Origin of the sequence: Pseudomonas sp. IPO3747 (assembly GCF_013385245.1) — a bacterium.
In the GTDB taxonomy this organism is placed as follows: domain Bacteria; phylum Pseudomonadota; class Gammaproteobacteria; order Pseudomonadales; family Pseudomonadaceae; genus Aquipseudomonas; species Aquipseudomonas edaphica.
Map to the genome: position 1 here is coordinate 940,839 of NZ_JACAQL010000002.1, position 22,455 is coordinate 963,293.

Genomic DNA, 22,455 nt, shown 5'->3' on the forward strand with positions numbered 1-22,455 from the left:
CATCCTCTTACTAAGGAAGGTTTAAACGATGACTTACTTAAGAGCGGCGCCCCTGGCCGCCCTGTTGTTGGGCACCTCGTCTCTCACGCTGGCCGCCAGCAGCCTGGACCTTACCGTCAAGGGCATCATCACGCCCAGCGCCTGCGCGCCAGTGGTTTCCGGCGGCGGCAATGTCGACTTCGGCAAGGTGTCGGTCAAGGACCTCAACGCTGATACCTACACCGACCTGCCCAGAGAAACCATGCTCTTGAGCGTGCGCTGCGAAGGGCCGACGTTTTTTACCTTGAACACCATCGACAACCGCGCCGGCACCACCGCCAGCCACTTCAGTTGGCACGGCCTGGGCCTGACCCCCAGCGATGAAAAACTCGGCGATGCCGGGCTTGGTCTCTACCAGCCGGTGGCCGACGGCGTACCGGTGCGCACCATCACCTCACGGGATGGCGGCGTCACCTGGATGCCTTCAGTGATGCTCAGCCATACCGTGTTGACGGCGGTCGCCGACAACGACGGCGTGGTGCCGATTGCGATCCAGGAACTGGACGCCGAGATACGCCTGATCACCCACATTGCGCCCGCCAGCAGCCTGACGCTGACCGACGATGTGCCTATCGACGGTCACGCCACCGTGCAAGTCAATTACCTCTAAGGAACCTCCCGATGAACACTCGATTGACCACCCTGGCCGTCAGCGCACTGCTGCTCAGTTCGGCCAATGCCTTTGCCGCCAGCAGCGTCGACCTGACCGTCAAAGGCCTGATTGTGCCCAGCGCCTGTACGCCCAGCCTGTCCGGCGGTGGCATGATCGACCACGGCAAAGTGTCTGCCAAGGACTTGAACCCGGACCGGGGCACCGCGATTGGCGTGCATACCCTGTCGATGACCGTCGACTGTGACGCGCCGATCCAGTTTGCTCTGCACCCCATCGATAACCGCGCAGCCTCAGGTCTAACCACGGACTTCGGCCTGGGCTTTATCAACGAAACCCAGAAGCTGGGCCACTTCTCCCTCACTTGGCGCGGCATGGTTGCCGACGGCGTGACCGTTCAACCCATCGCATCGATGGACCAGGGCAAAACCTGGTACTCCGAAAAATTCTGGGAGCCGAGCATGTACATGGCGGCAGCGTCGATGAGCGACGACACCCAGCCGCTGCCGATCCAAAACCTGAGCGTCGATCTGGAAGTGCTCACTATCATCAATGCCGCCGCCAGCCTGGACCTCAGCAATGAGGTAACCATCGATGGCTCGGCCACCGTTGAAGTGAAGTACCTGTAACCCATGGCCGCCCATCCCTTGACTACCGCCGGGCATGGGCTGCGCCTACCTGTGCCGGTACTGAACACCGTTGGCCGTTGCGTGGCTGTGCTGCTCCTCTGCCTGGCCACCTTAGTCAACGCCCACGCGGCCTCGACCGTCGACCTCACGGTAACCGGCCGGATAACGCCGGACGCCTGCCATGTCGAGCTGACTAATGAAGGCACCGTCGATCACGGCAAGATTCCTTCCCATAGCCTCAACGCCGACGAATTCACCGTGCTGCCTATCCAGATGCTCGATCTGCGCGTGCAGTGCGCCAGGCCCATGTTGTTTGCGCTGGTAGGTATTGATAATCGCGCCGACTCCTCGTCGGCACCCGATTATTTCTACGGGCTGGGCAGGAACATCCACGTCCCAGAGGAGCGCCTGGGATCCGTGGCATTGTCCTATCGCAACGCAGTGGGCGATGCGCAGCCCATGCAGGTATTGGCGTCCAACGACAACGGCGAAACCTGGTCACAGGAGCCCAACGCTTACCCGCGCGCGCATATGGCCTTTGCGCCAGTCGGGGACCGCCAACCGGATTTCATCGGCCAGTTGACCGTCCAGGTTCAGGTGAGCACCGCCATCAATTTTTCGCAGTACCTGACCCTGGACCAGGAGGTCCCGCTCGACGGCGCCATTGTCCTGGACCTGCGCTACCTCTGACCGCCCCCCTTTTGGCCTAATGGAAACCCCATCATGACGACGTCATTCTCAAACACCGTGGTGGGCCTTGTCGCCCTGCTGCTGATCCTTGGCAATCAAGTCAAAGCCGACGGCATGGTCCCGGACACCTCCGTGGTGATCGTGCATGAAGCCGAAGGCGAAGCGGCGGTGTCGGTGACCAATACCGACAGCCAGCTCGCGCTGCTGCATGTGACCTTGCAGGACATTCCTGAAGACACCGAGCCGCTGTTGGTGGTGACACCGCCGCTGTCACGGGTAGAAGCGTCCAAAACCCAGCTGGTGCGCTTCATTCTGCAAAACCAGAAGCCGTTGCTGACCCAGCGGCTTAAACGGGCAGTGTTCGAAGGTATGCCCCAAGGTCGCGCCGCCACCGCCGCCGGTCACGCCCGTGTGGGCGTGACCGTGCGCCAGAACCTGCCCGTGATCGTGCACCCCAAGGGCCTTGCGCCGAACCGCACCCCTTGGACCGACCTGACCTGGACGCTGCGCGACGGCCAATTACAGGTGCGCAACGACACGCCTTATGTGGTGCGCCTTGCACAGGAGCTGTTGCTGTTGCCCGGTGACGGCAGGGCAATGCTGCCGCGTACCTATGTGCTGCCGGGCGAAGCTTTGAGCGTACCGGCCAGCGGTGGCCAGGCCAGAACGGTGCGTCTGCAGCCGGCCACGGTGTATGGGTTTGCGGTCAAGGCCTACGACGCCCCTATCACCCTCTGACTGACAACCACAGGTGTCGTGACAGACCGGCACCTGGATAACGAAGTGACGGCTTATTGACCGTCACCAGAGCGCCTGGAATCCCCGACACAACGGGGGCCAGTGCACTCACTACTCGAGTACCTTGCGTGAAAACAGTATTGAGTTACCGTGACGGCGAAGCCGTGTCCGATACCCCCGTCTGCCAGACCTTGCCGCTGGTGTTGTTACTGTGTGCCCTCGTGCCCGACAAGGCTTGGGCCGACGATTCCAGCCCGGTTGGCTTCGACGCCCAGACCTTGCATCAGCGTGGCATTGACCCACAGCTGGCCAGCCTGTTGCTGGCAGCACCGCGCTTCGCTGCCGGGCGGCACACCGTTAACCTGCGGGTCAACGGCCAACGCCGTGGCCGACAGGATCTGACCTTCGATCAACAGGGCAACCTGTGCCTGGACCGCGCCTTGCTGGACGCCGCTGACCTGGTGACGCCCAGCGAGACGCCAGGCTGCCGGGATTTTCTCGCGCAGTATCCACAAACCCTGGTGGAGCCGGACCCGGCGACACTGACGGTGTCACTGGTGGTGCCCACCGAAGCCCTGCGCCCTGTGCAGCAGGATATCTCGGGGTACGAAACCGGCGGTTTTGCCGGGCTGCTCAACTATGACCTCAGCGGTTTTTACAACCGCTTCGGCGATGACGCCAGCCGCTTTGGCTCGGCCAATACCGAAGTCGGGTTCAACGCCGGCGACTGGATCGTGCGCAGCCGCCAGGTGCAGACCTGGCAGGATGGCCTGTCGCGCAGTACGCATCTGGAGGCCTACGCGCAACGCACCTTCGCCAGCCACCAGGCGGTGCTGCAGGCCGGGCAGATCAACCTCTACAACCCGGTGCTCTCCGGTGCGCAGATCACCGGCGTGCAGGTGCTGACCGAACATGCACTTCAAGAACAGGGTCAGGGCGCGCAGATCCAAGGTATCGCCAACAGCCCGGCGCAAGTGGAAGTACGTCAGAACGGAGCACTGATTCACTCCACCGTGGTGCCTGCCGGGCCTTTCACCTTGAACGATGTACGTCGGTTGAACACGCGCTCGGATGTCGAAGTCACGGTCAAGGAAAGTGTTGGCGGTGAGCGACGTTTCACCGTGCCCGCCGCCATGCTTGGCCTCGGGTTGCCGGCACCGGGCTACTCCGTGGCCGCAGGCCGAGTGCGCAATGTGGGTGACGCCAGGGGTGATGATCCTTGGGTGGTGAGTGCCGGCTGGACCGGCGCCTTGCACCCGCAACTGACACTGGGGAGTGGCGTGCTGGCCGCCAGCGAATACCGTTCGGTAGGCGCCAGCCTGGGCTGGTCGCCGTGGCTTGATAGCCAGATCCAGCTGTCAACCCAACTGTCCAACACCCAGGGCTGGGAAAAAGTCTCGGGTGTACAGACCGACCTGTCATGGTCCCAGCGCTTGAGCGAACAGTGGTCGGTCAGCGCCGCCAACTCCTGGCGCAGCATCGGCTACCGCGAACTCGAAGAAAGCACCTATGAGCGCGACCACAGCCATGAGAGTAATGACAGCCGTCGCGACTCCCGCTATCGCGACCAGCAAAGCCTCAACCTGGGTTGGTCGCATCCGCTGCTGGGCGCCTTCAGTGCCGGGGTTTCGCGCTCGTCCAACTTTGCCGGTGACAGCAGCAGCCGCGCGCTGGCGTCCTGGGGTACCAGTATCGGCGCCGTGTCGTTGTCGGCCAGTGCCGAGTGGCAAATGGGCGGCCGCGAGCAGCGAGACAACGCCGTCTATCTCAACATCAGCGTACCGCTGGGCGAGAGCCGCAGGCTACGCAGCTGGGTGCGCAATTCCGGCGGTGAAAACCGTACCGGCCTGGGCCTGACCGAACAGATCGACGACCAACTCAGCTACCGCGTCAGCGCCGAACACGACAGCAGTGACCATCAGGTGGAAACCTCCGTAGGCGTCTCGGCACTGCCGCGCTACAGCCAGCTCGATTTCAGCTACAGCCGCTCCGACGCCGAGCGTTCGAGCTACCAGGGCGGCGCTCGTGGCGGTGTGGTGCTGCACGGCGACGGCGTGACCTTTTCGCCCTACCCGGTGCGCGACACCTTTGCCGTGGTGTCGGTCGGCGACATGAGCGGCATTAAGCTCAGCACCCCCAGCGGCCCGGTGTGGACCGACTGGCAGGGCCAGGCCGTAGTGCCGCAAGTGGCCGCATACGGGCGCAGCCCGGTTGAAGTGCAGACACGCTCACTGCCGCGCAATGCCGATATCAATAACGGCCTGGCGATGATCTCGGCCGGGCGTGGCGCGGTGGACCGCGTCGAATTTGGCGTCGGCCTGACCCGTCGCGTGCTGCTTACCGTCAGCAACGACCAGGGCGCGCCGCTGCCTGCGGGCGCCTCCGTCAGCACTGCCAGTGGCGAATTCGTCACCTTGGTGCAGGACGGCAGCCAGGTGTTTCTGCCCAATGTGCTGGAACAGCCGACGTTGTGGATCACCACGCCGCAAAGCGGGCGTTGCGAGTTGCGCTACGAACTGCCGGAAAAAGCCGACCCGGCGGTGTACTTCGAAACCGCTCCCGCACGTTGCAACCTGCCTTGAGGATGACCGCCATGCCCATCACACCTTATATGCGTCAACTGTGCCTGTGGCTGCTGGTCGGCGTAGCCGGCACTGCCCAGGCCTTGGAAGAATGCCAACTCAATGTGAGCGAACCGCTGGTGGATTTCGGCCTGATGAGTCGCCTGGCGCAAGCCGACAGCGCGGCGCAACGCCTGCTCGGCGAACGGCGCCTGAGCGTGACAGTCAACTGCCCGCAGGCTGAAGACCTCAGCCTGTTCTACCGCGCCCTGGCCGCCAACCCGCAACGCCTGCAATTTACCGAGCACGGCAGTTATGCCATCGAAGTCGGCAACGCCGTGCTCGATGGCCGCAGCGTAGAACTGGGTTTGCTGCCCGCCGCCGGCCAGGCGCCCATTACCAATGGCAACGTGCTGGAGTGGCGCCCCGGCCACGGCATAGCACCGGTCGAACAAGGCGCAGTGCTCACGGGTAAAACCCTGTCGCTGCAACTGACCCTGCGCGCCTGGGCCGACCTCGCCGCCACGCAGGTGCGCGATGCCACCACCTGGGAAACCACCGGGACGTTGTACGGCGCAAAGCACGGGCGTTACCGGGAACTGACACTGCGCGCGCACTTTGCGCCCATCGCCTGCCTGCCGACGCTGTCCGACCACGGCGTGGTGGACTACGGCACCTTGTACGCCAAGGACTTGAGCGCCACCAACGAGACACCGTTGCCGACCCGCTCCCTGCGCCTGAGCGTGACCTGCGACGCGCCGGCACGCTTTGCCCTGCGCATGTTTGATAACCGCGACGGGTCGGCCACCGGTGGCACCGATGAAACCGCCTATGGCCTGGACCTGGATGCCAGCCGCAACAAAATCGGGCGTTTTTACCTGACTGTCGACCCGGCGGAATTCAGCGCCGATACCTGGCCCACGTTGTACCGCACCGACTCCACCAGCAACGGCGTGGCGTGGAGCAGCTCCACAGCCCGGCAAATCCCCATGGCCGCCAACAGCCTGCTGGGCTTTACCGACAAAACCGGCGTCACCACAGGCCCTGTCGCCATCCAGGCCCTGACCGGCACGGTACGTATAAAGACTTACCTGGCACCCATGCAAAGCCTGGACCTGCGTGAGGTGGTGCTGATCAATGGTTCCGGCACCCTCGAGATCGTGTACCCGTAACCGTCACTGCAAGGAGTCCGTCCCATGAAACGCCCTATGAAAACCCGCATTTTTTCCAGCCTGCTGTTACTGGCCTGCGCGCCCTCGGTGCTGGCCGCATCGGCGGTGGACCTGACCGTCAAAGGCCTGATCGTTCCCGCCGCTTGCTTGCCGCAGTTCCCCGGCGGGGCACTGATCGACTACGGCAAAATCGCCCAACAAGACTTGAACCTGAGCACTGCGACACGCCTGCCGGCCAAGCCCCTGCTTTTCGCCATCGCCTGCAGCGGTCCCACCCGCTATGCCCTGCGCATGCGCGATAACCGCGAGGGCTCGGCCATGGTCAACAGCGAGATTTACTATGGGTTGGGGTTCGATATCAGCGGTAATCGCCTGGGGGTTTACTCCATGACCTTCGACCCGCGCCAGACCCAGGCCAACACCACCGCGCAGATCTACGGCACCGAGTCCACCACCGGCGGCGTGGCGTGGCGCACGTCCAACCTCAACCCCATCGACATCGGCTCCAGGAGCTACCTGGGTTTTACCGAGGTGGAGGGCAGCGTCAGCGGGCCTACGGCCATCGGCACGCTGACGGGTACAGTCACAGTGCAGACCGTGATCAATGCCCGGCAGAATCTGGACTTGAGCGTGGAAACTCCACTGGATGGCTGGGCAACGCTTGAGGTGGTGTATCTCTAGAGTTTCTCGCTGGTCACTTGTACATAACGCGCCCGCCCGGCGCCGAGACCCGCGACAATCGCACCGAGGCCGATCACGGCGAAGATCCAGCCGATGGCCGTCCAGCCGCCGGTCCAGTCATGCACCAGGCCGACCGCAAACGGCCCCATCGACGCCAGGGTGTAGCCAATGCCCTGGGCCATGCTCGACAGGTTGGCGGCGACATGGGAATCACGCGAGCGCAGCACGATCAGGGTCAGCGCCAGGCTGAAGGTGCCGCCCTGCCCCAGGCCGAGCAGAATCGCCCAACCCCACAAGCCATCCAGCGGCGCATACAGGCAACCGAACAGGCCGCCAAGGGTCAGCAGCATCACCACCACAATCGCCAGGCGCTGGTCCTTGCCGCGGGTGGCCAGCCACGGTGCGGCCAGGGAACTGAGCAGTTGCACGATGATGGAACCGGACAACGCCAACCCTGCCTCGGTGGCGCTGAGCCCCCGGCCAATGAGGATTGACGGCAACCAGCCAAACACAATGTAAGCCAGGGACGATTGCAGGCCCATGTACAAAGTCACCTGCCAAGCCAGTGGGTCACGCAGCAAGCCCCTGACCCGGTAAGCCACCTGATGGGCGCCGTGCTTTGGTCCGACTTGCGGCAACCAGAACAACGCCGCCAGCAACGCCGGGATAACCCAGAACCCCAGTCCGACGGCCCAGCTGTCTGCGAAGTACTGACTCAGGGGCACCGTGGCCCCGGCTGCCAACGCGGCGCCCAGACACAATGCCATGGTGTAGACGCCAGTCATGGCGCCCGCCTGCCTGGCAAAATCACGCTTGACGATACCCGGTAGCAATACACCGATGATGCCGATGCTCGCGCCAGCGATCAGGCTGCCCGCGAACAACCCCACTTCACCGAACGAACTGCGCAGGATGATGCCGCCAGCCAGGGTGAGCAGAATCCCCAGCACCACGCGCTCAGCGCCAAAACGCCTGGCCAGGATCGGCGCAGTGGGCGCGAACAGGCCCAGGCACAACACCGGCAAGGTAGTCAGCAAGCCCGCCTTGGCAGCGGACAACCCCAGGCTGCTGGACACTTCTGCCAGCAATGGCGCCATGCTCGACAGCGCCGGGCGCAGGTTCAATGCCACCAGCACCAGGCCCAGCAGCAAGAGCCACGGGCGAGCCACCAACGGAGGGGCCTGCTGGACGGCTTCGTCATCGGCTTCGGCGTCAATCAACAGTTCTTCGAGTTCAGTCGTACGTTTGGCTTCAAGGTTCATTGATCAACTGCCGGCAGAGGGATTTGGCACGTTCGGGGTCTTGGTTTTCCACCGCGTCGAGCAAGGCGATATGCAGGTCGAATACCGCCTGGCGACGTGGTGAGATGTTCAGGGTCTGACGCAACTGGGCGCCGACGATGCTGGAGAAATACTGGTACAGCTCGCTCAGCGCCGGGTTGTGCGCTGCATCCACCAGGCGCTTGTGGAACACCAGGTCGGCGCTGATATAGGCCTCCAGGTCACCGTGGTACAACTCGCCGCTGCGCTCAAGGGCTTCACGCAACCCTTTGAGATCGTCATCGGTACGACGCAACGCCGCCAGGCCGATGGCCTCCACTTCGAGAATCTGCCGCGTCTCCTGCGCCTGCGCCAACGTGCAGTGGGACAGTGCGCGCATCGTCCCCAACGGGTCGGTCATCGAGCGCAAGTAACTGCCGTCGCCCTGGCGGATTTCGATCAGACCCGAGAACGCCAACACACGCATGGCCTCACGCACGGTATTGCGGCTGATGCCCAGCTCGGCGGACAACTCCGGCTCGGTGGGCAGGCGCTCACCGATGGCCCATTTGCCTTCGGTTATACGCCAGCGCAGTTGCTCCAACGCTTGATCGACCAGGGAGCGTTTGATCAGGGGGGCGATATCTGTCATGAGTTTTGCACTTTCGTCCAATCATAGGATGAATTTTCCTACAGCCTATTCAGACTTGCCCACAAAGGCAACGCACTAGGGTTCATAGGCAGCAAAAGGAGCAGTATTTTCGATTGGTAAAATTACCCTTTAAGGGTAATTATTGGACTCAGGTGTCTTATGGAAAAGTACACACCTCACTACGATCTGGCGGTGATCAAGGCGGATGTCAGGCGACTGGGTGCCAGGGCATTCACCCGTGCAGCCAAGGAGGCGGGAAAGCAACTCGACCTCGACATCAGCGAGATGCAGGCAGTCGTTTTCAAACTACAAAACAGGATGCTGTACAAGTCGATGACCACCTATGCCGATCACCGCGTCTGGCAGGACGTCTACCACATCCATTCACACGGTCTGGAGATTTACATCAAGGTCACTTACTGCTCCGGCGGTAACCCACCGGTGATCTCCTTCAAAGGGATGAACCTATGAACACCCAACATTGCTTCATATGCGGCGCCCCCGACGCCATGGTGCGTTTTGAGGGCCGCAGTGAAACCCTGCGCATCAAAGGCATGGAACAGCACATTGAGGACCTGTCCGGCTGGGAGTGCCAACTGTGCGAAGACGGCATGTATGACCCCGACAGCAGCGAACGCCATGCCAAGGCAAGTGATGACCTGCTGCACGCCGCGCGACGGATGATGGGCGCCGAACTCAAGCGTATCCGCCGCAAACTGCACCTCACGCAAAAAGAAACCGTGCAGTTGTTGTCCGGTGGCGGGCACAACGCATTCTCACGTTACGAACGCGGAGAAATAACGCCGCCCAAACCGTTGATGGTGTTGATGCGCCTGCTGGACCGTTACCCGCATTTGCTCGCCGACGCCAAAGAGCTGGCCGAAGGCGCAGACCTGCGCAACGCCTTTACTTGCACGACCCATAACCAAACACAAGAAGCCCTCAAAGCGTCTTGAACAGGCAAAAATAAACCCGGCACCAGCAGGCTTTTTATGGGTGTTCTGCAGAGCAATGGCGATCAAATGTGGGAGCCGGGCTTGCCCGCGATGGCGGTGGGTCAGCAGCAGATGTACGCACTGCTGTACCGCTATCGCAGGCAAGCCAGCTCCCACATTGGTTTGTGTTCGCCAAAGGTTATGCAGCCTGCAGGCTGGGTTTATGGGTTCAAGCTTCGATCAATGCAGAATCTGGCTCAAGAACAACTTGGTCCGGTCATTCTGCGGGTTGTCGAAGAAGTCATTGGGCGCCGCCTGTTCCACGATCTCGCCCTTGTCCATGAAGATCACGCGGTTGGCCACGGTGCGCGCAAAGCCCATTTCGTGCGTGACGCACAACATGGTCATGCCGTCTTCGGCCAGGCCGATCATGGTGTCGAGCACTTCCTTGACCATTTCCGGGTCGAGTGCCGAAGTCGGCTCGTCGAACAGCATGATTTTCGGTTTCATGCACAGGGCACGGGCGATGGCCACACGCTGTTGCTGGCCGCCGGACAGTTGCCCCGGAAACTTGTGCGCCTGCTCCGGAATGCGCACGCGCTCAAGGTAATGCATGGCAATTTCTTCGGCCTTGCGCTTGGGCATCTTGCGCACCCACATCGGCGCCAGCGTGCAGTTCTGCAGGATGGTCAGGTGCGGGAACAGGTTGAAGTGCTGAAACACCATGCCGACTTCACGACGGATCGCTTCGATCTGCTTGAGGTCGTTGGTCAGCTCCACGCCATCGACCACAATGCGGCCCTGCTGGTGCTCTTCCAGGCGGTTGAGGCAGCGGATGGTGGTGGACTTGCCCGAACCCGACGGGCCGCACAGCACGATACGCTCGCCCTGCTTGACGTTGAGGTTGATGTCTTTCAACACGTGGAACTGGCCGTACCACTTGTTGACGCCCTGCATCTGGATAATGCCTTCAGGGCTCACAGGCTGTTTGATTGCTTCGCTCATAACAACAACTCCTAACGCTTGTGGCCAGTGTCGAGCTTGTGTTCCAAATGAATGGAATAGCGCGACATACCAAAACAGAAAATCCAGAACACCAGGGCGGCGAACACGTAGCCTTCGGTGGCCATGCCCAGCCATTTAGGGTCGGCGGCGGCTTGCTTGACGCTGTTGAGCAGGTCGAACAAGCCGATGATGATCACGAGGCTGGTGTCCTTGAACAACGCGATAAACGTGTTGACGATGCCAGGGATCACCAGCTTCAGGGCTTGCGGCAGAATCACCAGGCCCATGCTGCGCCAGTAACCCAGGCCCATCGCCGCAGCCGCTTCGTACTGACCCTTGGGAATCGCCTGCAAGCCACCGCGCACTACTTCAGCCACGTAGGCCGACTGGAACAGGATCACGCCGATCAATGCGCGCAACAGCTTGTCGATGCCCATGCCTTCAGGCAGGAACAGCGGCAGCATCACCGAGGACATAAACAGCACGGTGATCAACGGCACGCCGCGCCAGAACTCGATGAAGGTCACGCAGACCACCCGAATCGCCGGCATGTTCGAGCGTCGCCCCAGCGCCAGCACAATGCCCAACGGCAAGGCGCCAGCGATACCGACAGTGGCGATCACCAGGGTCAGCATCAAGCCGCCCCATTGGCTGGTGGCCACGTTGGTCAGGCCCAGAACCCCACCGTGCAGCAGGCAGTAGGCGATGATCGGGTACAGCACCAGGAAACCCAGGCCATACACAGCCTTGCGTTGAAACCGCGAGATGAACAACGGCGCCACGCCCACGATAGCCAGCCACACGGTCAGGTCCACGCGCCAGCGCAGGTCGCCGGGGTAGTAGCCATACATGAACTGCCCGAAGCGCTGTTGGATAAACACCCAGCAGGCACCCTCTTTGGTGCAATCGGCGCGCGTGGTCCCGACCCAGTTGGCATCCAGGATGGCCCAGTGCAGGATGGGCGGCACGATCAGGTAAATCAGATAGAACGCCAACAGCGTCAGCAAGGTGTTGAGCCAGCTGGAAAACAGGTTGGCGCGCATCCAGGCCATCGGTCCGAAGACTTTGTTCGGCGGCGGCATATCGGGTTTGAAAGTATGCGAACTCATGTGCGTTTCCTCACCGCTCGATCAGCGCAATGCGCTTGTTGTACCAGTTCATCAGCAGGGAAATGCTGATGCTGATCGCCAGGTACACGCTCATGGTGATGGCAATGACTTCGATGGCCTGGCCGGTCTGGTTGAGCACCGTGCCGGCAAACAGCGAAACCATTTCCGGGTAACCGATACCGGCGGCCAGCGAGGAGTTTTTCGCCAGGTTCAGGTATTGGCTGGTCAGCGGCGGAATGATCACCCGCAAGGCTTGCGGGATGATGACCTTGCGCAACGTCGGCCCAGGGCGCAGGCCCAGGGAGCGCGCGGCTTCGGTCTGGCCGTGGCTGACGGACTTGATGCCCGAACGCACGATCTCGGCAATAAACGCCGCCGTGTACACGGTCAGCGCCAGGGTCAACGCCAGCAGTTCAGGGATCAATACCCAGCCGCCGACGAAGTTGAAACCTGAAAGCTTGGGCATTTCCCAGTGCAGCGGCGCGCCGAAGACCAAGGCACACAATGTCGGGATCACAATAAACAACGCCAGGCCCGCCCAGAACTTATGGAACGGTACGCCGGTGGCCTCAAAGCGTTTGTTGGCCCAGCGCGCCATCAGCACGATTGCCACAATGGCAACCACCACACTGGCCACAAACGGCCAGAACCCATCGGCAGCAATCGCCGCCGGCATGTTCAAGCCACGGCTGCTGACGAAGAAAGTGTCACCGAAATTATGGCTGTTGCGCGGCCCCGGCATGGTCAGGAATACCGCGAAGTACCAGAACAGGATTTGCAGCAGCGGCGGAATGTTGCGGAACACTTCCACATACACCGTCGCCAGCTTGTTGATCATCCAGTTGGGCGACAAGCGCGCCACGCCAATGATGAAGCCAAGGATAGTCGCCAGGACCACACCGATCACAGTCACCAGCAAGGTATTAAGCAGCCCGATCACGAAGACGCGGGCATAGCTGTCCGATTCGGTGTAGTCGATCAGATGCTGAGCGATGCCGAAGCCGGCACTGCGCTCAAGAAAGTCGAAACCCGAGGTGATACCCCGGTGTTGCAGGTTGGTCTGGGTGTTATTGAACAAGTACCAGCCCAGCGCGACCACCGCCACAATCGTGATGATCTGGAAGAGCCACGCACGCACTTTGGGATCGCTGAAGCTGAGCTTCTGCTTGGGTGCGCCGATTTGATTTTGCATGAAGTGCCCCGGAAAGAATGGAACAGAACATCACCCGGTGGTTGGCCCACCGGGTGATAGAACCATCAGCGATCAGCGCACAGGGGGTGCGTATTGAATGCCACCGTTAGTCCACAGTGCGTTCAGGCCACGGTCGATTTCCAGTGGGGTGCTCTTGCCCAGGTTGCGCTCGAACACTTCACCGTAGTTACCGACCTGCTTGACGATCTGTACAACCCAATCTTTTTTCACTTTCAGGTCTTTGCCGTATTCGCCGTCAGAACCGAGCAGACGAGCAACGTCCGGGTTCTTGGTGGACTTGGCTTCAGCTTCAACGTTTTTCGAGGTGATGCCGGCTTCTTCAGCGTTGAGCATGGCGTAGCCAACCCAGCGCACGATGGCCAGCCACTCGTCGTCGCCGTTACGCACGACCGGGCCCAGTGGTTCTTTGGAGATGGTTTCCGGCAGAACCACGTAGTCCTTCGGCGAAGCCAGCTTGCTGCGCTGTGCGTAGAGCTGGGATTTGTCCGAGGTCAGCACGTCGCAACGACCGGATTCCAGCGACTTGGCGCTTTCATCGGAGGTGTCGAAGGTAATCGGTGTGTATTTGAGGTTGTTGGCGCGGAAGTAGTCGGAAACGTTCAGCTCAGTGGTGGTACCGGCCTGGATGCAGATGGTTGCACCGTCCAGTTCCTTGGCGCTTTTAACACCCAGCTTGTTGTTCACCAGGAAGCCAACACCGTCGTAGTAGGTGATGAAGCCTGGGAATTTCAGGCCCATGCCCGCATCGCGCGAACTGGTCATGGTGGTGTTGCGCGACAGTACGTCGACTTCGCCGGACTGCAGCGCGGTGAAACGCTCCTTGGCGTTCAACTGGCTGAATTTGACCTTGGTTGCGTCACCGAACACGGCAGCGGCCACAGCGCGGCAAACGTCAGCGTCGATCCCGAGGATCTTGCCGCTGGCATCCGGCACCGAGAAACCCGGCAAGCCATCACTCACGCCACATTGCACAAAGCCTTTCTTCTGCACGGCGTCCAGGGTGGCGCCAGCTTGGGCAAAACCACTGACACCCAGTACAGCAGCCGCGGAAACGATGGCCAGGGTGGATTTCAATACCTTCATTCAAACCTCCAGTTGCTCTTGTTGTGTCGGAGCTAAAACCCCAGCGCACCCTTATGAGGCGATATCGACCCGTGTTGGCTTTTTTTAGGGTCAAGCGGCATGAGGTTTTCGCGGTAATTCCAGTTGCTATCCCACAAGCGGCAGTCACTGATAGTGTTACCGTCCCAAGATAGTTCTGACATCGACCTACACATAGCAAGGCGCGTACCAGAGTGGTGGCTGAGTCGTTTCAGCCCTTGGTCAATAGAAAAACATTCAACGTTGCGACATTCTCTTAACAGATCAACCCGTCGCGCACCGTTCCGACGCACCCAATCGGAGCGCACGCACATATATGGAGCAGACATGACCGAACCCTTGATTCTTCAGCCCGCCAAGCCCGCAGACGCCTGCGTTATCTGGTTGCATGGCCTGGGTGCTGATCGCTACGACTTTTTGCCGGTGGCGGAAGCGTTGCAGGAAAGCCTGCTGAGCACCCGCTTCGTTTTGCCCCAGGCACCGACACGTCCGGTAACCATAAATGGCGGTTACGAGATGCCGAGTTGGTACGACATCAAGGCCATGAGCCCGGCTCGCTCGATCAGCCTGGAAGAGCTGGAAGCCTCGGCCAAAATGGTCACGGATTTGATCGAAGAACAGAAGAGAACCGGAATAGACGCTTCGCGAATTTTCCTCGCCGGTTTTTCCCAGGGCGGCGCCGTGGTTTTCCACACCGCCTTCCTTAAATGGCAGGGACCGTTGGGTGGTGTAATCGCCCTCTCGACTTATGCACCGACCTTCGGGGATGAGCTGGAGTTGTCCGCCAGCCAGCAGCGCATTCCAACGCTGTGCCTGCACGGCCAATACGACGACGTGGTGCAGAACGCCATGGGCCGCAGCGCCTACGAGCATTTAAACAGCCGTGGTGTCACCGTGACATGGCAGGAATACCCAATGGGTCACGAAGTGTTACCTCAAGAGATCGCCGATATCGGTGCCTGGTTGACCGCCCGGCTGGGCTGAAAACCACAGTTTATGTAGCCGTATGACAGACGCACTACGCCGCGCCCGTTTCTTGCATTACACTGGCCGGCGTACATTCCTTAACCAATTAATGAGATCACCGTGCTCAAAGCACTTAAGAAGATGTTCGGCAAAAGCGAGGCTGAGCCGCTCGCGCCAGTTCCCAGTGCTCCTGTGCCCTCCTCCGGCAGCCGCAATGACGGCCAACAGCCCGGCCGGACCGCACCTGCCGCACAGCCGCAGAAGCCAAAGGTGACCGCGCCCGAACAGGCCCAACCTGTCGAGGCAGCCCCCGCGCCGGCGCCGAAAGCGCCCCGTCGTGAACGCGCACCGAAGCCGCCCGTGACCCCGTGGAAACTCGAAGACTTCGTGGTTGAACCCCAGGAAGGCAAGACCCGCTTCCATGACTTCAAACTGGCCCCGGAACTGATGCATGCCATCCAGGACCTGGGCTTCCCGTACTGCACGCCGATCCAGGCGCAGGTGTTGGGCTTCACCCTCGCCGGCAAAGACGCCATCGGCCGCGCGCAGACCGGCACCGGCAAGACCGCCGCGTTCCTGATCTCGATCATCACCCAGCTGCTGCAAACGCCACCGCCCAAAGAACGCTACATGGGTGAGCCGCGTGCATTGATCATCGCCCCGACCCGCGAGCTGGTGGTACAGATCGCCAAGGACGCCGCCGACCTGACCAAGTACACCGGCCTCAACGTCATGACGTTCGTGGGCGGCATGGACTTCGACAAGCAGCTCAAGCACCTCGAAGCCCGTCACTGCGACATCCTGGTCGCCACGCCAGGCCGCCTGCTCGACTTCAACCAGCGCGGCGACGTGCATTTGGACATGGTTGAAGTGATGGTGCTGGACGAAGCCGACCGCATGCTCGACATGGGCTTTATCCCGCAAGTGCGCCAGATCATTCGCCAGACCCCGCCGAAAAACGAGCGTCAGACCCTGCTGTTCTCTGCGACCTTCACCGAAGACGTGATGAACCTCGCCAAGCAGTGGACCACCGACCCGTCCATCGTCGAGATCGAAGCGCTGAACGTTGCCAGCGAAAACGTTGAGCAACACATCTATGCCGTGGCCGGGGCCGACAAGTACAAACTGCTCTACAACCTGGTCAACGACAACGGTTGGGAGCGCGTGATGGTGTTCGCCAACCGCAAGGACGAAGTACGCCGCATCGAAGAACGCCTGGTGCGCGATGGCGTCAATGCCGCGCAACTGTCCGGCGATGTGCCGCAGCACAAGCGTATCAAGACCCTGGAAGGTTTCCGCGAAGGCAAGATCCGCGTGCTGGTGGCCACCGACGTGGCCGGGCGCGGCATTCACATCGACGGCATCAGCCACGTGATCAACTTCACCCTGCCGGAAGTACCGGACGACTACGTGCACCGCATTGGCCGTACTGGCCGTGCCGGGGCGGCGGGTGTTTCGATCAGCTTTGCGGGGGAAGATGACTCGTACCAGCTGCCGTCGATTGAGACGCTTCTGGGTCGCAAGATCAGCTGCGAAACGCCGCCGACGCATTTGCTGCGGGCTGTGGAACGCAAACGCCCTTAATAGCTGAAATGCAGTAGGAAATGTGGGGGCTGGCTTGTGTGGGAGCTGGCTTTTGTGGGAGCCAGCTCCCACACAAGCCCTGCTCCCACATTTGGATCTCCATCGATCTTCAGCAGATGCTCACTTCCAGCGATCCGCCGCCGCGTGATCACTGCCCCGCCCTTCCACCCAGCGCGGGCCTTCAGGCGTGTTTTCCTTCTTCCAGAACGGCGCCCGCGTCTTCAAGTAATCCATCACAAACGCACAGGCATCAAACGCTGCCTGGCGATGCGCGCTGGCCGCCGCAACAAACACAATCGGCTCGCCCGGCTCCAACGCGCCGATCCGGTGCAGCACTTCCAACTTGAGCAACGGCCAGCGCTGCCCGGCTTCCACGGTGATCTTGGCCAGGGCTTTTTCGGTCATGCCGGGGTAATGTTCAAGGAACATCCCCGACACGTCGCGCCCCTCATTAAAGTCGCGCACATAGCCGACAAAACTCACCACCGCGCCCACGCCGACATTGGCGGCGTGCATGGCGTTGACCTCTGCGCCGGGGTCAAATGCCTCGGCCTGTACGCGAATGGCCATGCTCAGCCTCCAGTTACGGGCGGGAAAAACGCCACTTCATCACCGGCCTGCACCGGTTCGTCGAGGCTGCACAGCTCCTCGTTGCGCGCACACATCAGGCTGCTCTCGTTGAGCACCGCAAACTCAGGGTCTGCCGCCAACGCCAGTCGCACCGCATCGACGGTAGCGAACTCGCCTTCCATCTCCAGCGAATCGAAGCCTGTCGCTTCGGCGTAACGCGCAAAAAACAATACGTTGATGCTCATGCCTGGTCCGCCTTGAAATGCCCGCTTTTGCCGCCAAGCTTTTCCAGCAGGCGAATACTTTCGATGGTCATGCCACGGTCCACCGCCTTGCACATGTCGTAGATCGTCAGCGCGGCGACACTGGCGGCGGTGAGCGCTTCCATCTCCACGCCAGTCTGGCCGCTGAGTTTGCAGCGCGCGAGGATATGCACAGCATCCACACCGTCGGCGCGCAGTTCGACCTTGACGCCGGTCAGCATCAGCGGATGGCACAACGGGATCAGGTCGCTGGTTTTTTTCGCCGCCTGGATCCCGGCGATGCGAGCCACGGCAAACACGTCGCCCTTGGGGTGGGCGCCGTCGACAATCATTTTCAGGGTTTCGGGCAGCATGCGCACCCGCGCTTCGGCCACGGCTTCACGGAACGTCACGGCTTTGTCAGTGACGTCGACCATGTGGGCGCGACCTTGGGAATCGAGATGAGTCAGCACAGGGATACTCCTGATCAGGAGCGGCAATTGTAAACCTGTGAGTCAATTTTGCGCAGGGCTGTTTGGCCTTTAAAAAGAACACCGCAACCGTGGCGAGGGAGCTTGCTCCCGCTGGGCTGCGAAGCGGCCCTTGCTCTTTGCTTCAAGAGCATGGGACTGCTTCGCAGTCCAACGGGAGCAAGCTCCCTCGCCACAGGGTATCGGCCGTTAGAACCGGAAAGTAAACCCGGCGTTGATCCCGTTGTTGTTACCCCGGTTGGACAGCAAACCGCTGTAGTTCAACGACACCAGCGTGTCCTTGGTCAGGGCCATTTCCGCACTGGCCTTGATCACCGCGCCATCGCGGGCCACCGGCACACTATTGACCGCAAACGCGTTGTCGCTGCCGGCAAACTTCAGCGAGGCGTCGCGATCGGTATCGCCAAACTGATGCTCCCAGCCCAACTCACCGCGCAACGTCACCGCCGAGGTGGAACTGACCGGCAGTTGGGTATGTGCGCGCAGGCCCAGGGTGGAAAGCGTGGCGTCCTGGCTTTGCTTGCTGGCATGCAAGGCTGCGGCGCCGCCTTTTTCCTTGAACGAATCGCTCTGGTAGTTCAGGTAGGTCAGGTTGGCGAAGGGTTCGAACTGGTTCCATTGGGTGTAACCGATCTCGGCAAACACTTGGTCGGTGCGCGCGTTGTAGTCAGCTTTGTCGTAGTCCGACTGGTTGGCGTACGCCACGCGGCGCGAGCTGTCGATACGATGCCAGGTGGTGGCACCGCCCATGCGCAGGGCGATGGTGTCGAAGCGTTTACCGCCGTAGACCGACAGGTGATAGTTGTCACTGTCCGCCGATGCCGACTCGCCATTGAGATGGCTTTGGGTGTAGCCGGTGGCGGCGCCCACACGCCAGCCGTCGCCGACCTCGGTGTCCAGGCCCAGCAGCACGCCACTGGTAGACGAGGAGTAGCCGCTGGCGTTGTTGTCACCGCTGACGTTATTGCGCCCGCCCAGCAGCTGAACCCAGCCGCCGTTGTCGTGAGTGTCGATCTGCGCGCTGGAGTCCAGCGCCTGAGCCTGTTGCAGACGGCCGTTGACCGCTTCACGAATGTAACGGCTGTCCGCCATTTGCGCTGCGGCCACGTCCGAGTGCAGTTGCCCCGAGAGTTGCTTGAATGCAGCCTGCGCCTGCGCCGCCGAGTCTGAGGCCAGCAGGCTTTCATACACCGGGCTGCCCGCGCCCAAGGCTTCGGCCGCCGTCGCTACGGCGCGTTCGTTGCGGGTTTGCGCGATGCTGGCAAACGTCGTCTGGTTACGCGCCACGGCCAGGCTCAGTTGGTTCGGCTGATAGCTCAACTGCGTGCCGATAAACAGGTAGTTGGGCGTGATCGCTGCAAACTGGCCGTTGATGCCCTGGCTGGCCGTCAGGATGTTGAACTGCTGGCCCTCCAGGCTACGGGCCTCAGTGGCAGACAGCAGGTTCGGGCTGTTTTCCAGGGATACGGTCACCACACCTCCGTTAAGGGTGGCGACGCCGCTGCTTTGGATTTGATCACTTTGCCCGTTCGGGCCGACCTCCACGGCATACACCGAACCAGGGTTGAAGGTCACGTCGCCGGTGTGCAGCGTGCCGATCGAGTGGCCCGGCGCCACGCGCCCGCCTGTGTTCACGGTCAAGGCACCCACCGTGCCGTTACCGGCCAGTGTGCCGCCCAACGTGGTCATCACGCCGTTATCCGCATTGCGGGTGCCCACCGCGCTGCCATCCACGGTCACCGCGGAGGTCAACGAGCCGTCTACCGACAGCTTGCCGCCGCGTACCCAGGTGCTGCCCGAATAGGTGTTCTGGCCCTCGAGCACCAGTTCGCCGTCGCCGGACTTGGCCAGGCTGCCGACGTAGGTCGTGCCGGTGAGCAAATCCTTGCCGCGTGCCAGCGTCGCCTGTTCCCGGGCGTGGCCGATTTCATATTCAAACTGGTCATCGTCAGAGGCATTGGCGGGCAAGCCGTTGACCCAGCCCTTCTGTTGCTTGGTGGCGGCCCAGGTGGCTTGTTCGGCGGTGTCTTCTACACGGCGGGCGCGGATTGCCTCATCGGAAATCGGGTTGGCCCAGATATCGCGCGTACCACCCGGCAAGGCCACCGCCACCGAGCCGAGGAACTGCCCCGGCCCTTGCATGGCTTTTTGCAGGTTGGGCAAGCCCCAACCGCTGACCACGCCCGGCACTTGCGGCGTGCCTGGCGCGGCGTCGTGCACCGGTTGCAGGTTGTCGTAGGTGCGGCCACCGGTCAGGTCGCCCACCGGCGTATCGGGACCGTCCGGCGCTTGCAGGCTGGAGGTAGTCAGCAACACATCCCGCGCCTGGCTGGCGGTCATGTAAGGGAAGCGTTGAATCACCAGCGCAAGCGCCCCGGAGACGCTCGGCGCAGCCGCAGAGGTGCCGTTGGCGTTGGGGATAATTTCCCCTTCGGGTCCGGTGGACGGGATGCCTGAAACGCCCATCACGCACCACCACTTCGACGTGCCGCAGCGGTTGTAGACCTGGGCGCTGGTCTCGTCGTAGCCGGTGATCGAGAGGAATTTGCTCTCGATATCGGGCTTGAAAAACGGCAGGTTGGCGTTGGTGTCCGGGTTGGCACCGTGGCTGTCGTTGCCGGCCGAGATAATCTGGATGAAAGTGTTTTGCCGCGCGGCGTCGGCCATCGCGTCCATCCAGGTTTTTTGCCCGGCGTGGGCCTTGTCCCAGAACGGGCGATAGGCGGCGGTCATGTCGCGCAAATTATCGGCCGCGCTGTCGCCTACGTTGCCGAAGTGGTTTTCCACATCATTGCGTGAATTCTGGCCCCAGCTCTGGTTGACGATCGAGACGTTCTTCGCCGCCAGCGCGTTGTAGCTGGCCATGAACGCGTTGTAGTCCAGGTCATTGGAGCCCTGGAAACGGTTGTCATCGGTGCCGCCGGTATTGGCGACAAAAATATTCGCGTCAAACGCAATGCCATGCATGCCGGTGCCGTTGCGGCTGGCGCCCAGTACGCCGGACATCTCCGTGCCGTGACCGTCATTGATCTTCGGGTCGTACTCGCCGGAAATACTGAAGTGCTCGCCTTTTTGGAACTGGCCGTCCGGCGTGTCATGAATATAACGCGGGTGAGTGGCGTAGTACTCGCCGGTGGAGGTCACTGCCTGCACGCGGTCCTGGCCCTGGGCATTCTTGCCCTGGAACTCAAAGTGTTCAGTGAGGATGCCTGAGTCGAGCACGCCGACGTTCACGCCCTTGCCGGTCATGCCCAGGGCGTAGGCGTAATACGCGTTGGTGCGGTCCAGGCCGGAGTTGACCTGGGCTTCGGGGGTTTTCCAGGTTTGCGCGTTGGCGCTCCAGTCACGGGTGGCGCCCGCCCAGGATTGGCCGGCATTCAGTTGCGCGTTGAGGTTGCTGCTCACGCCAGGCTCTACGTAGGTGTAGGGCTTGGCCGCCGGCAGGTTGGCGATAATGGCCTTGGAGAAGTCGAGAATATTGGTGGTATAGCGCCCGCTGTTGCTGAACAGCCGGCTGCGGTAGTAATCCAGGCGCGAGGCGTAGTCCAGCGGACGCTTGGTATCGCCGAGCATGGCGCCGATGGTGAGGTTTTCCGGTTGCAGTTCGTAGTTTTGCTTGAGGGCCGAATCGAACTTGCCGGACTGTGCTGCAAAGTCCTTGGCGGCCAGGTCGACGATATCGGCGTAGGCGAACCGCAGGTTTTTATACACGTCGGTGTTGGGCCCAAATGAAGCAACGGCTTTCCTGAAGGCCGACTCCAGCACTGGCGACGTGTAGGGGTTGGCGTCATCGGCCCAGGCCATGGAGCCCTGGCCCAGCCATAAGGCCAAGCCGAGTGCGATGGGTGTAAGGGGTATCGATTTGGAGCCTGTAGCGCGCTTGCGTTTTTGCGACAAAGTGAAGCCATTACCTGCTGCGTCCATTTTCCTTTCCCTTTGGATATGTGCTTCGTCAATGAGCGATGTATCGGGCTTTTTGTAATAGGCAGGATCACGCGCAAGACCAACGCCGGGTCTTGAATAAATCGTCGAATCAAAGCGATCGCGTTTCGACGGGGTTACGCTGTTTTCTTATAGTTTTCGGCGATAAAAAATGTAACAAAATAATTACAAAGCCTACAAGCACCCAGGACGCATTAACGAAGACAAATGTCGCCCATAACAAAAACCCCGAACTTCGCGAGAAATTCGGGGTGTTTTGTGGCATT

At 61.2% G+C, this 22,455-nt stretch carries 21 protein-coding genes; 11 read left to right on the forward strand and 10 right to left on the reverse strand.

The genetic code is table 11. The features are described from left to right. Window positions 1-28 precede the first annotated feature (28 nt). From HX790_RS05665 to HX790_RS05695, 7 genes are all read left to right on the forward strand, one after another. The gene (locus HX790_RS05665) at window positions 29-649 is read left to right on the forward strand and encodes a DUF1120 domain-containing protein (RefSeq protein ID WP_017135189.1); all 621 of its coding nucleotides are present in this window, start codon (window positions 29-31) and stop codon (window positions 647-649) included. Between the two features lie 11 nt (window positions 650-660). Continuing rightward, window positions 661-1,278, forward strand: a complete 618-nt coding sequence (locus HX790_RS05670) for a DUF1120 domain-containing protein (protein WP_017135190.1) — start codon at window positions 661-663, stop codon at window positions 1,276-1,278. A 3-nt stretch (window positions 1,279-1,281) separates the two neighbouring features. Then, the gene (locus HX790_RS05675) at window positions 1,282-1,968 is read left to right on the forward strand and encodes a DUF1120 domain-containing protein (RefSeq protein ID WP_169986950.1); all 687 of its coding nucleotides are present in this window, start codon (window positions 1,282-1,284) and stop codon (window positions 1,966-1,968) included. 33 nt (window positions 1,969-2,001) lie between these two features. Next, window positions 2,002-2,706: a fimbria/pilus chaperone family protein gene (locus tag HX790_RS05680; protein WP_099548442.1), complete on the forward strand. Its 705-nt coding sequence runs from the start codon at window positions 2,002-2,004 to the stop codon at window positions 2,704-2,706. A 128-nt stretch (window positions 2,707-2,834) separates the two neighbouring features. Then, complete coding sequence (locus HX790_RS05685) at window positions 2,835-5,288, forward strand: fimbria/pilus outer membrane usher protein (protein WP_369683567.1); 2,454 nt, start codon at window positions 2,835-2,837, stop codon at window positions 5,286-5,288. Window positions 5,289-5,299: 11 nt separating this feature from the next. Further along, window positions 5,300-6,439, forward strand: a complete 1,140-nt coding sequence (locus HX790_RS05690; RefSeq protein ID WP_256349238.1) for a DUF1120 domain-containing protein — start codon at window positions 5,300-5,302, stop codon at window positions 6,437-6,439. A gap of 36 nt (window positions 6,440-6,475) precedes the next feature. After that, entirely contained in the window at window positions 6,476-7,120 is a 645-nt protein-coding gene (locus tag HX790_RS05695) for a DUF1120 domain-containing protein (protein ID WP_138449608.1), read from the forward strand. Here HX790_RS05695 and HX790_RS05700 read toward each other — a convergent pair. Both HX790_RS05700 and HX790_RS05705 read right to left on the reverse strand, forming a co-directional pair. Then, on the reverse strand, window positions 7,117-8,382 hold the full coding sequence (locus HX790_RS05700; RefSeq protein ID WP_138449601.1) for a CynX/NimT family MFS transporter: 1,266 nt from the start codon (window positions 8,380-8,382) through the stop codon (window positions 7,117-7,119). The genes HX790_RS05695 and HX790_RS05700 overlap by 4 nt on opposite strands. Then, window positions 8,372-9,031: a FadR/GntR family transcriptional regulator gene (locus HX790_RS05705; RefSeq protein WP_138449599.1), complete on the reverse strand. Its 660-nt coding sequence runs from the start codon at window positions 9,029-9,031 to the stop codon at window positions 8,372-8,374. Before HX790_RS05705 ends, HX790_RS05700 begins: the two co-directional genes overlap by 11 nt. Window positions 9,032-9,190: 159 nt before the next feature. Here HX790_RS05705 and HX790_RS05710 point away from each other — a divergent pair, with 159 nt between their 5' ends. Both HX790_RS05710 and HX790_RS05715 read left to right on the forward strand, forming a co-directional pair. Next, window positions 9,191-9,502, forward strand: coding sequence for a type II toxin-antitoxin system MqsR family toxin (locus HX790_RS05710; protein WP_138449597.1), 312 nt, complete (start codon window positions 9,191-9,193; stop codon window positions 9,500-9,502). Beyond that, the gene (locus tag HX790_RS05715) at window positions 9,499-9,987 is read left to right on the forward strand and encodes a type II toxin-antitoxin system MqsA family antitoxin (protein WP_138449595.1); all 489 of its coding nucleotides are present in this window, start codon (window positions 9,499-9,501) and stop codon (window positions 9,985-9,987) included. Before HX790_RS05710 ends, HX790_RS05715 begins: the two co-directional genes overlap by 4 nt. A gap of 219 nt (window positions 9,988-10,206) precedes the next feature. Here HX790_RS05715 and HX790_RS05720 read toward each other — a convergent pair whose 3' ends face one another. From HX790_RS05720 to HX790_RS05735, 4 genes are all read right to left on the reverse strand, one after another. Beyond that, window positions 10,207-10,971: an amino acid ABC transporter ATP-binding protein gene (locus HX790_RS05720; RefSeq protein ID WP_003171943.1), complete on the reverse strand. Its 765-nt coding sequence runs from the start codon at window positions 10,969-10,971 to the stop codon at window positions 10,207-10,209. An 11-nt stretch (window positions 10,972-10,982) separates the two neighbouring features. Beyond that, window positions 10,983-12,080, reverse strand: coding sequence for an amino acid ABC transporter permease (locus HX790_RS05725; RefSeq protein ID WP_017135200.1), 1,098 nt, complete (start codon window positions 12,078-12,080; stop codon window positions 10,983-10,985). A 10-nt stretch (window positions 12,081-12,090) separates the two neighbouring features. Beyond that, complete coding sequence (locus tag HX790_RS05730) at window positions 12,091-13,272, reverse strand: amino acid ABC transporter permease (RefSeq protein WP_017135201.1); 1,182 nt, start codon at window positions 13,270-13,272, stop codon at window positions 12,091-12,093. A gap of 72 nt (window positions 13,273-13,344) precedes the next feature. Continuing rightward, entirely contained in the window at window positions 13,345-14,376 is a 1,032-nt protein-coding gene (locus HX790_RS05735; protein ID WP_017135202.1) for an amino acid ABC transporter substrate-binding protein, read from the reverse strand. 345 nt (window positions 14,377-14,721) lie between these two features. On the opposite strand from HX790_RS05735, the gene HX790_RS05740 reads away from it, so the two are divergent. After that, window positions 14,722-15,378: an alpha/beta hydrolase gene (locus HX790_RS05740; protein ID WP_017135203.1), complete on the forward strand. Its 657-nt coding sequence runs from the start codon at window positions 14,722-14,724 to the stop codon at window positions 15,376-15,378. Between the two features lie 96 nt (window positions 15,379-15,474). Then, on the forward strand, window positions 15,475-16,944 hold the full coding sequence (gene rhlB / locus HX790_RS05745; RefSeq protein WP_026013543.1) for an ATP-dependent RNA helicase RhlB: 1,470 nt from the start codon (window positions 15,475-15,477) through the stop codon (window positions 16,942-16,944). A 120-nt stretch (window positions 16,945-17,064) separates the two neighbouring features. On the opposite strand, the gene moaE is transcribed toward rhlB, so the two are convergent. The 4 genes from moaE to HX790_RS05765 all read right to left on the reverse strand — a co-directional run bounded on the left by moaE (window position 17,065) and on the right by HX790_RS05765 (window position 22,171). Next, complete coding sequence (gene moaE / locus HX790_RS05750) at window positions 17,065-17,514, reverse strand: molybdopterin synthase catalytic subunit MoaE (RefSeq protein WP_017135205.1); 450 nt, start codon at window positions 17,512-17,514, stop codon at window positions 17,065-17,067. 2 nt (window positions 17,515-17,516) lie between these two features. Further along, entirely contained in the window at window positions 17,517-17,759 is a 243-nt protein-coding gene (gene moaD / locus HX790_RS05755) for a molybdopterin converting factor subunit 1 (protein WP_017135206.1), read from the reverse strand. Beyond that, the gene (gene moaC, locus HX790_RS05760; protein ID WP_017135207.1) at window positions 17,756-18,229 is read right to left on the reverse strand and encodes a cyclic pyranopterin monophosphate synthase MoaC; all 474 of its coding nucleotides are present in this window, start codon (window positions 18,227-18,229) and stop codon (window positions 17,756-17,758) included. The genes moaD and moaC overlap by 4 nt, the downstream gene beginning before the upstream one ends. 207 nt (window positions 18,230-18,436) lie before the next feature. Continuing rightward, the gene (locus tag HX790_RS05765) at window positions 18,437-22,171 is read right to left on the reverse strand and encodes an autotransporter domain-containing protein (RefSeq protein ID WP_176991336.1); all 3,735 of its coding nucleotides are present in this window, start codon (window positions 22,169-22,171) and stop codon (window positions 18,437-18,439) included. Window positions 22,172-22,455: the final 284 nt, after the last annotated feature.

Bases quoted from the DNA above. Each gene is read 5' to 3' on its own strand.
- moaE (WP_017135205.1), bottom strand. From the start codon at position 17,514: ATGGCCATTCGCGTACAGGCCGAGGCATTTGACCCCGGCGCAGAGGTC.
- HX790_RS05705 (WP_138449599.1), bottom strand. From the start codon at position 9,031: ATGACAGATATCGCCCCCCTGATCAAACGCTCCCTGGTCGATCAAGCG.
- HX790_RS05680 (WP_099548442.1), top strand. From the start codon at position 2,002: ATGACGACGTCATTCTCAAACACCGTGGTGGGCCTTGTCGCCCTGCTG.
- moaD (WP_017135206.1), bottom strand. From the start codon at position 17,759: ATGAGCATCAACGTATTGTTTTTTGCGCGTTACGCCGAAGCGACAGGC.
- HX790_RS05670 (WP_017135190.1), top strand. From the start codon at position 661: ATGAACACTCGATTGACCACCCTGGCCGTCAGCGCACTGCTGCTCAGT.
- HX790_RS05700 (WP_138449601.1), bottom strand. From the start codon at position 8,382: ATGAACCTTGAAGCCAAACGTACGACTGAACTCGAAGAACTGTTGATT.
- HX790_RS05715 (WP_138449595.1), top strand. From the start codon at position 9,499: ATGAACACCCAACATTGCTTCATATGCGGCGCCCCCGACGCCATGGTG.
- HX790_RS05740 (WP_017135203.1), top strand. From the start codon at position 14,722: ATGACCGAACCCTTGATTCTTCAGCCCGCCAAGCCCGCAGACGCCTGC.
- HX790_RS05665 (WP_017135189.1), top strand. From the start codon at position 29: ATGACTTACTTAAGAGCGGCGCCCCTGGCCGCCCTGTTGTTGGGCACC.
- HX790_RS05675 (WP_169986950.1), top strand. From the start codon at position 1,282: ATGGCCGCCCATCCCTTGACTACCGCCGGGCATGGGCTGCGCCTACCT.
- HX790_RS05735 (WP_017135202.1), bottom strand. From the start codon at position 14,376: ATGAAGGTATTGAAATCCACCCTGGCCATCGTTTCCGCGGCTGCTGTA.
- HX790_RS05710 (WP_138449597.1), top strand. From the start codon at position 9,191: ATGGAAAAGTACACACCTCACTACGATCTGGCGGTGATCAAGGCGGAT.
- HX790_RS05690 (WP_256349238.1), top strand. From the start codon at position 5,300: ATGCCCATCACACCTTATATGCGTCAACTGTGCCTGTGGCTGCTGGTC.
- HX790_RS05725 (WP_017135200.1), bottom strand. From the start codon at position 12,080: ATGAGTTCGCATACTTTCAAACCCGATATGCCGCCGCCGAACAAAGTC.
- HX790_RS05720 (WP_003171943.1), bottom strand. From the start codon at position 10,971: ATGAGCGAAGCAATCAAACAGCCTGTGAGCCCTGAAGGCATTATCCAG.
- HX790_RS05695 (WP_138449608.1), top strand. From the start codon at position 6,476: ATGAAAACCCGCATTTTTTCCAGCCTGCTGTTACTGGCCTGCGCGCCC.
- HX790_RS05730 (WP_017135201.1), bottom strand. From the start codon at position 13,272: ATGCAAAATCAAATCGGCGCACCCAAGCAGAAGCTCAGCTTCAGCGAT.
- HX790_RS05765 (WP_176991336.1), bottom strand. From the start codon at position 22,171: ATGGACGCAGCAGGTAATGGCTTCACTTTGTCGCAAAAACGCAAGCGC.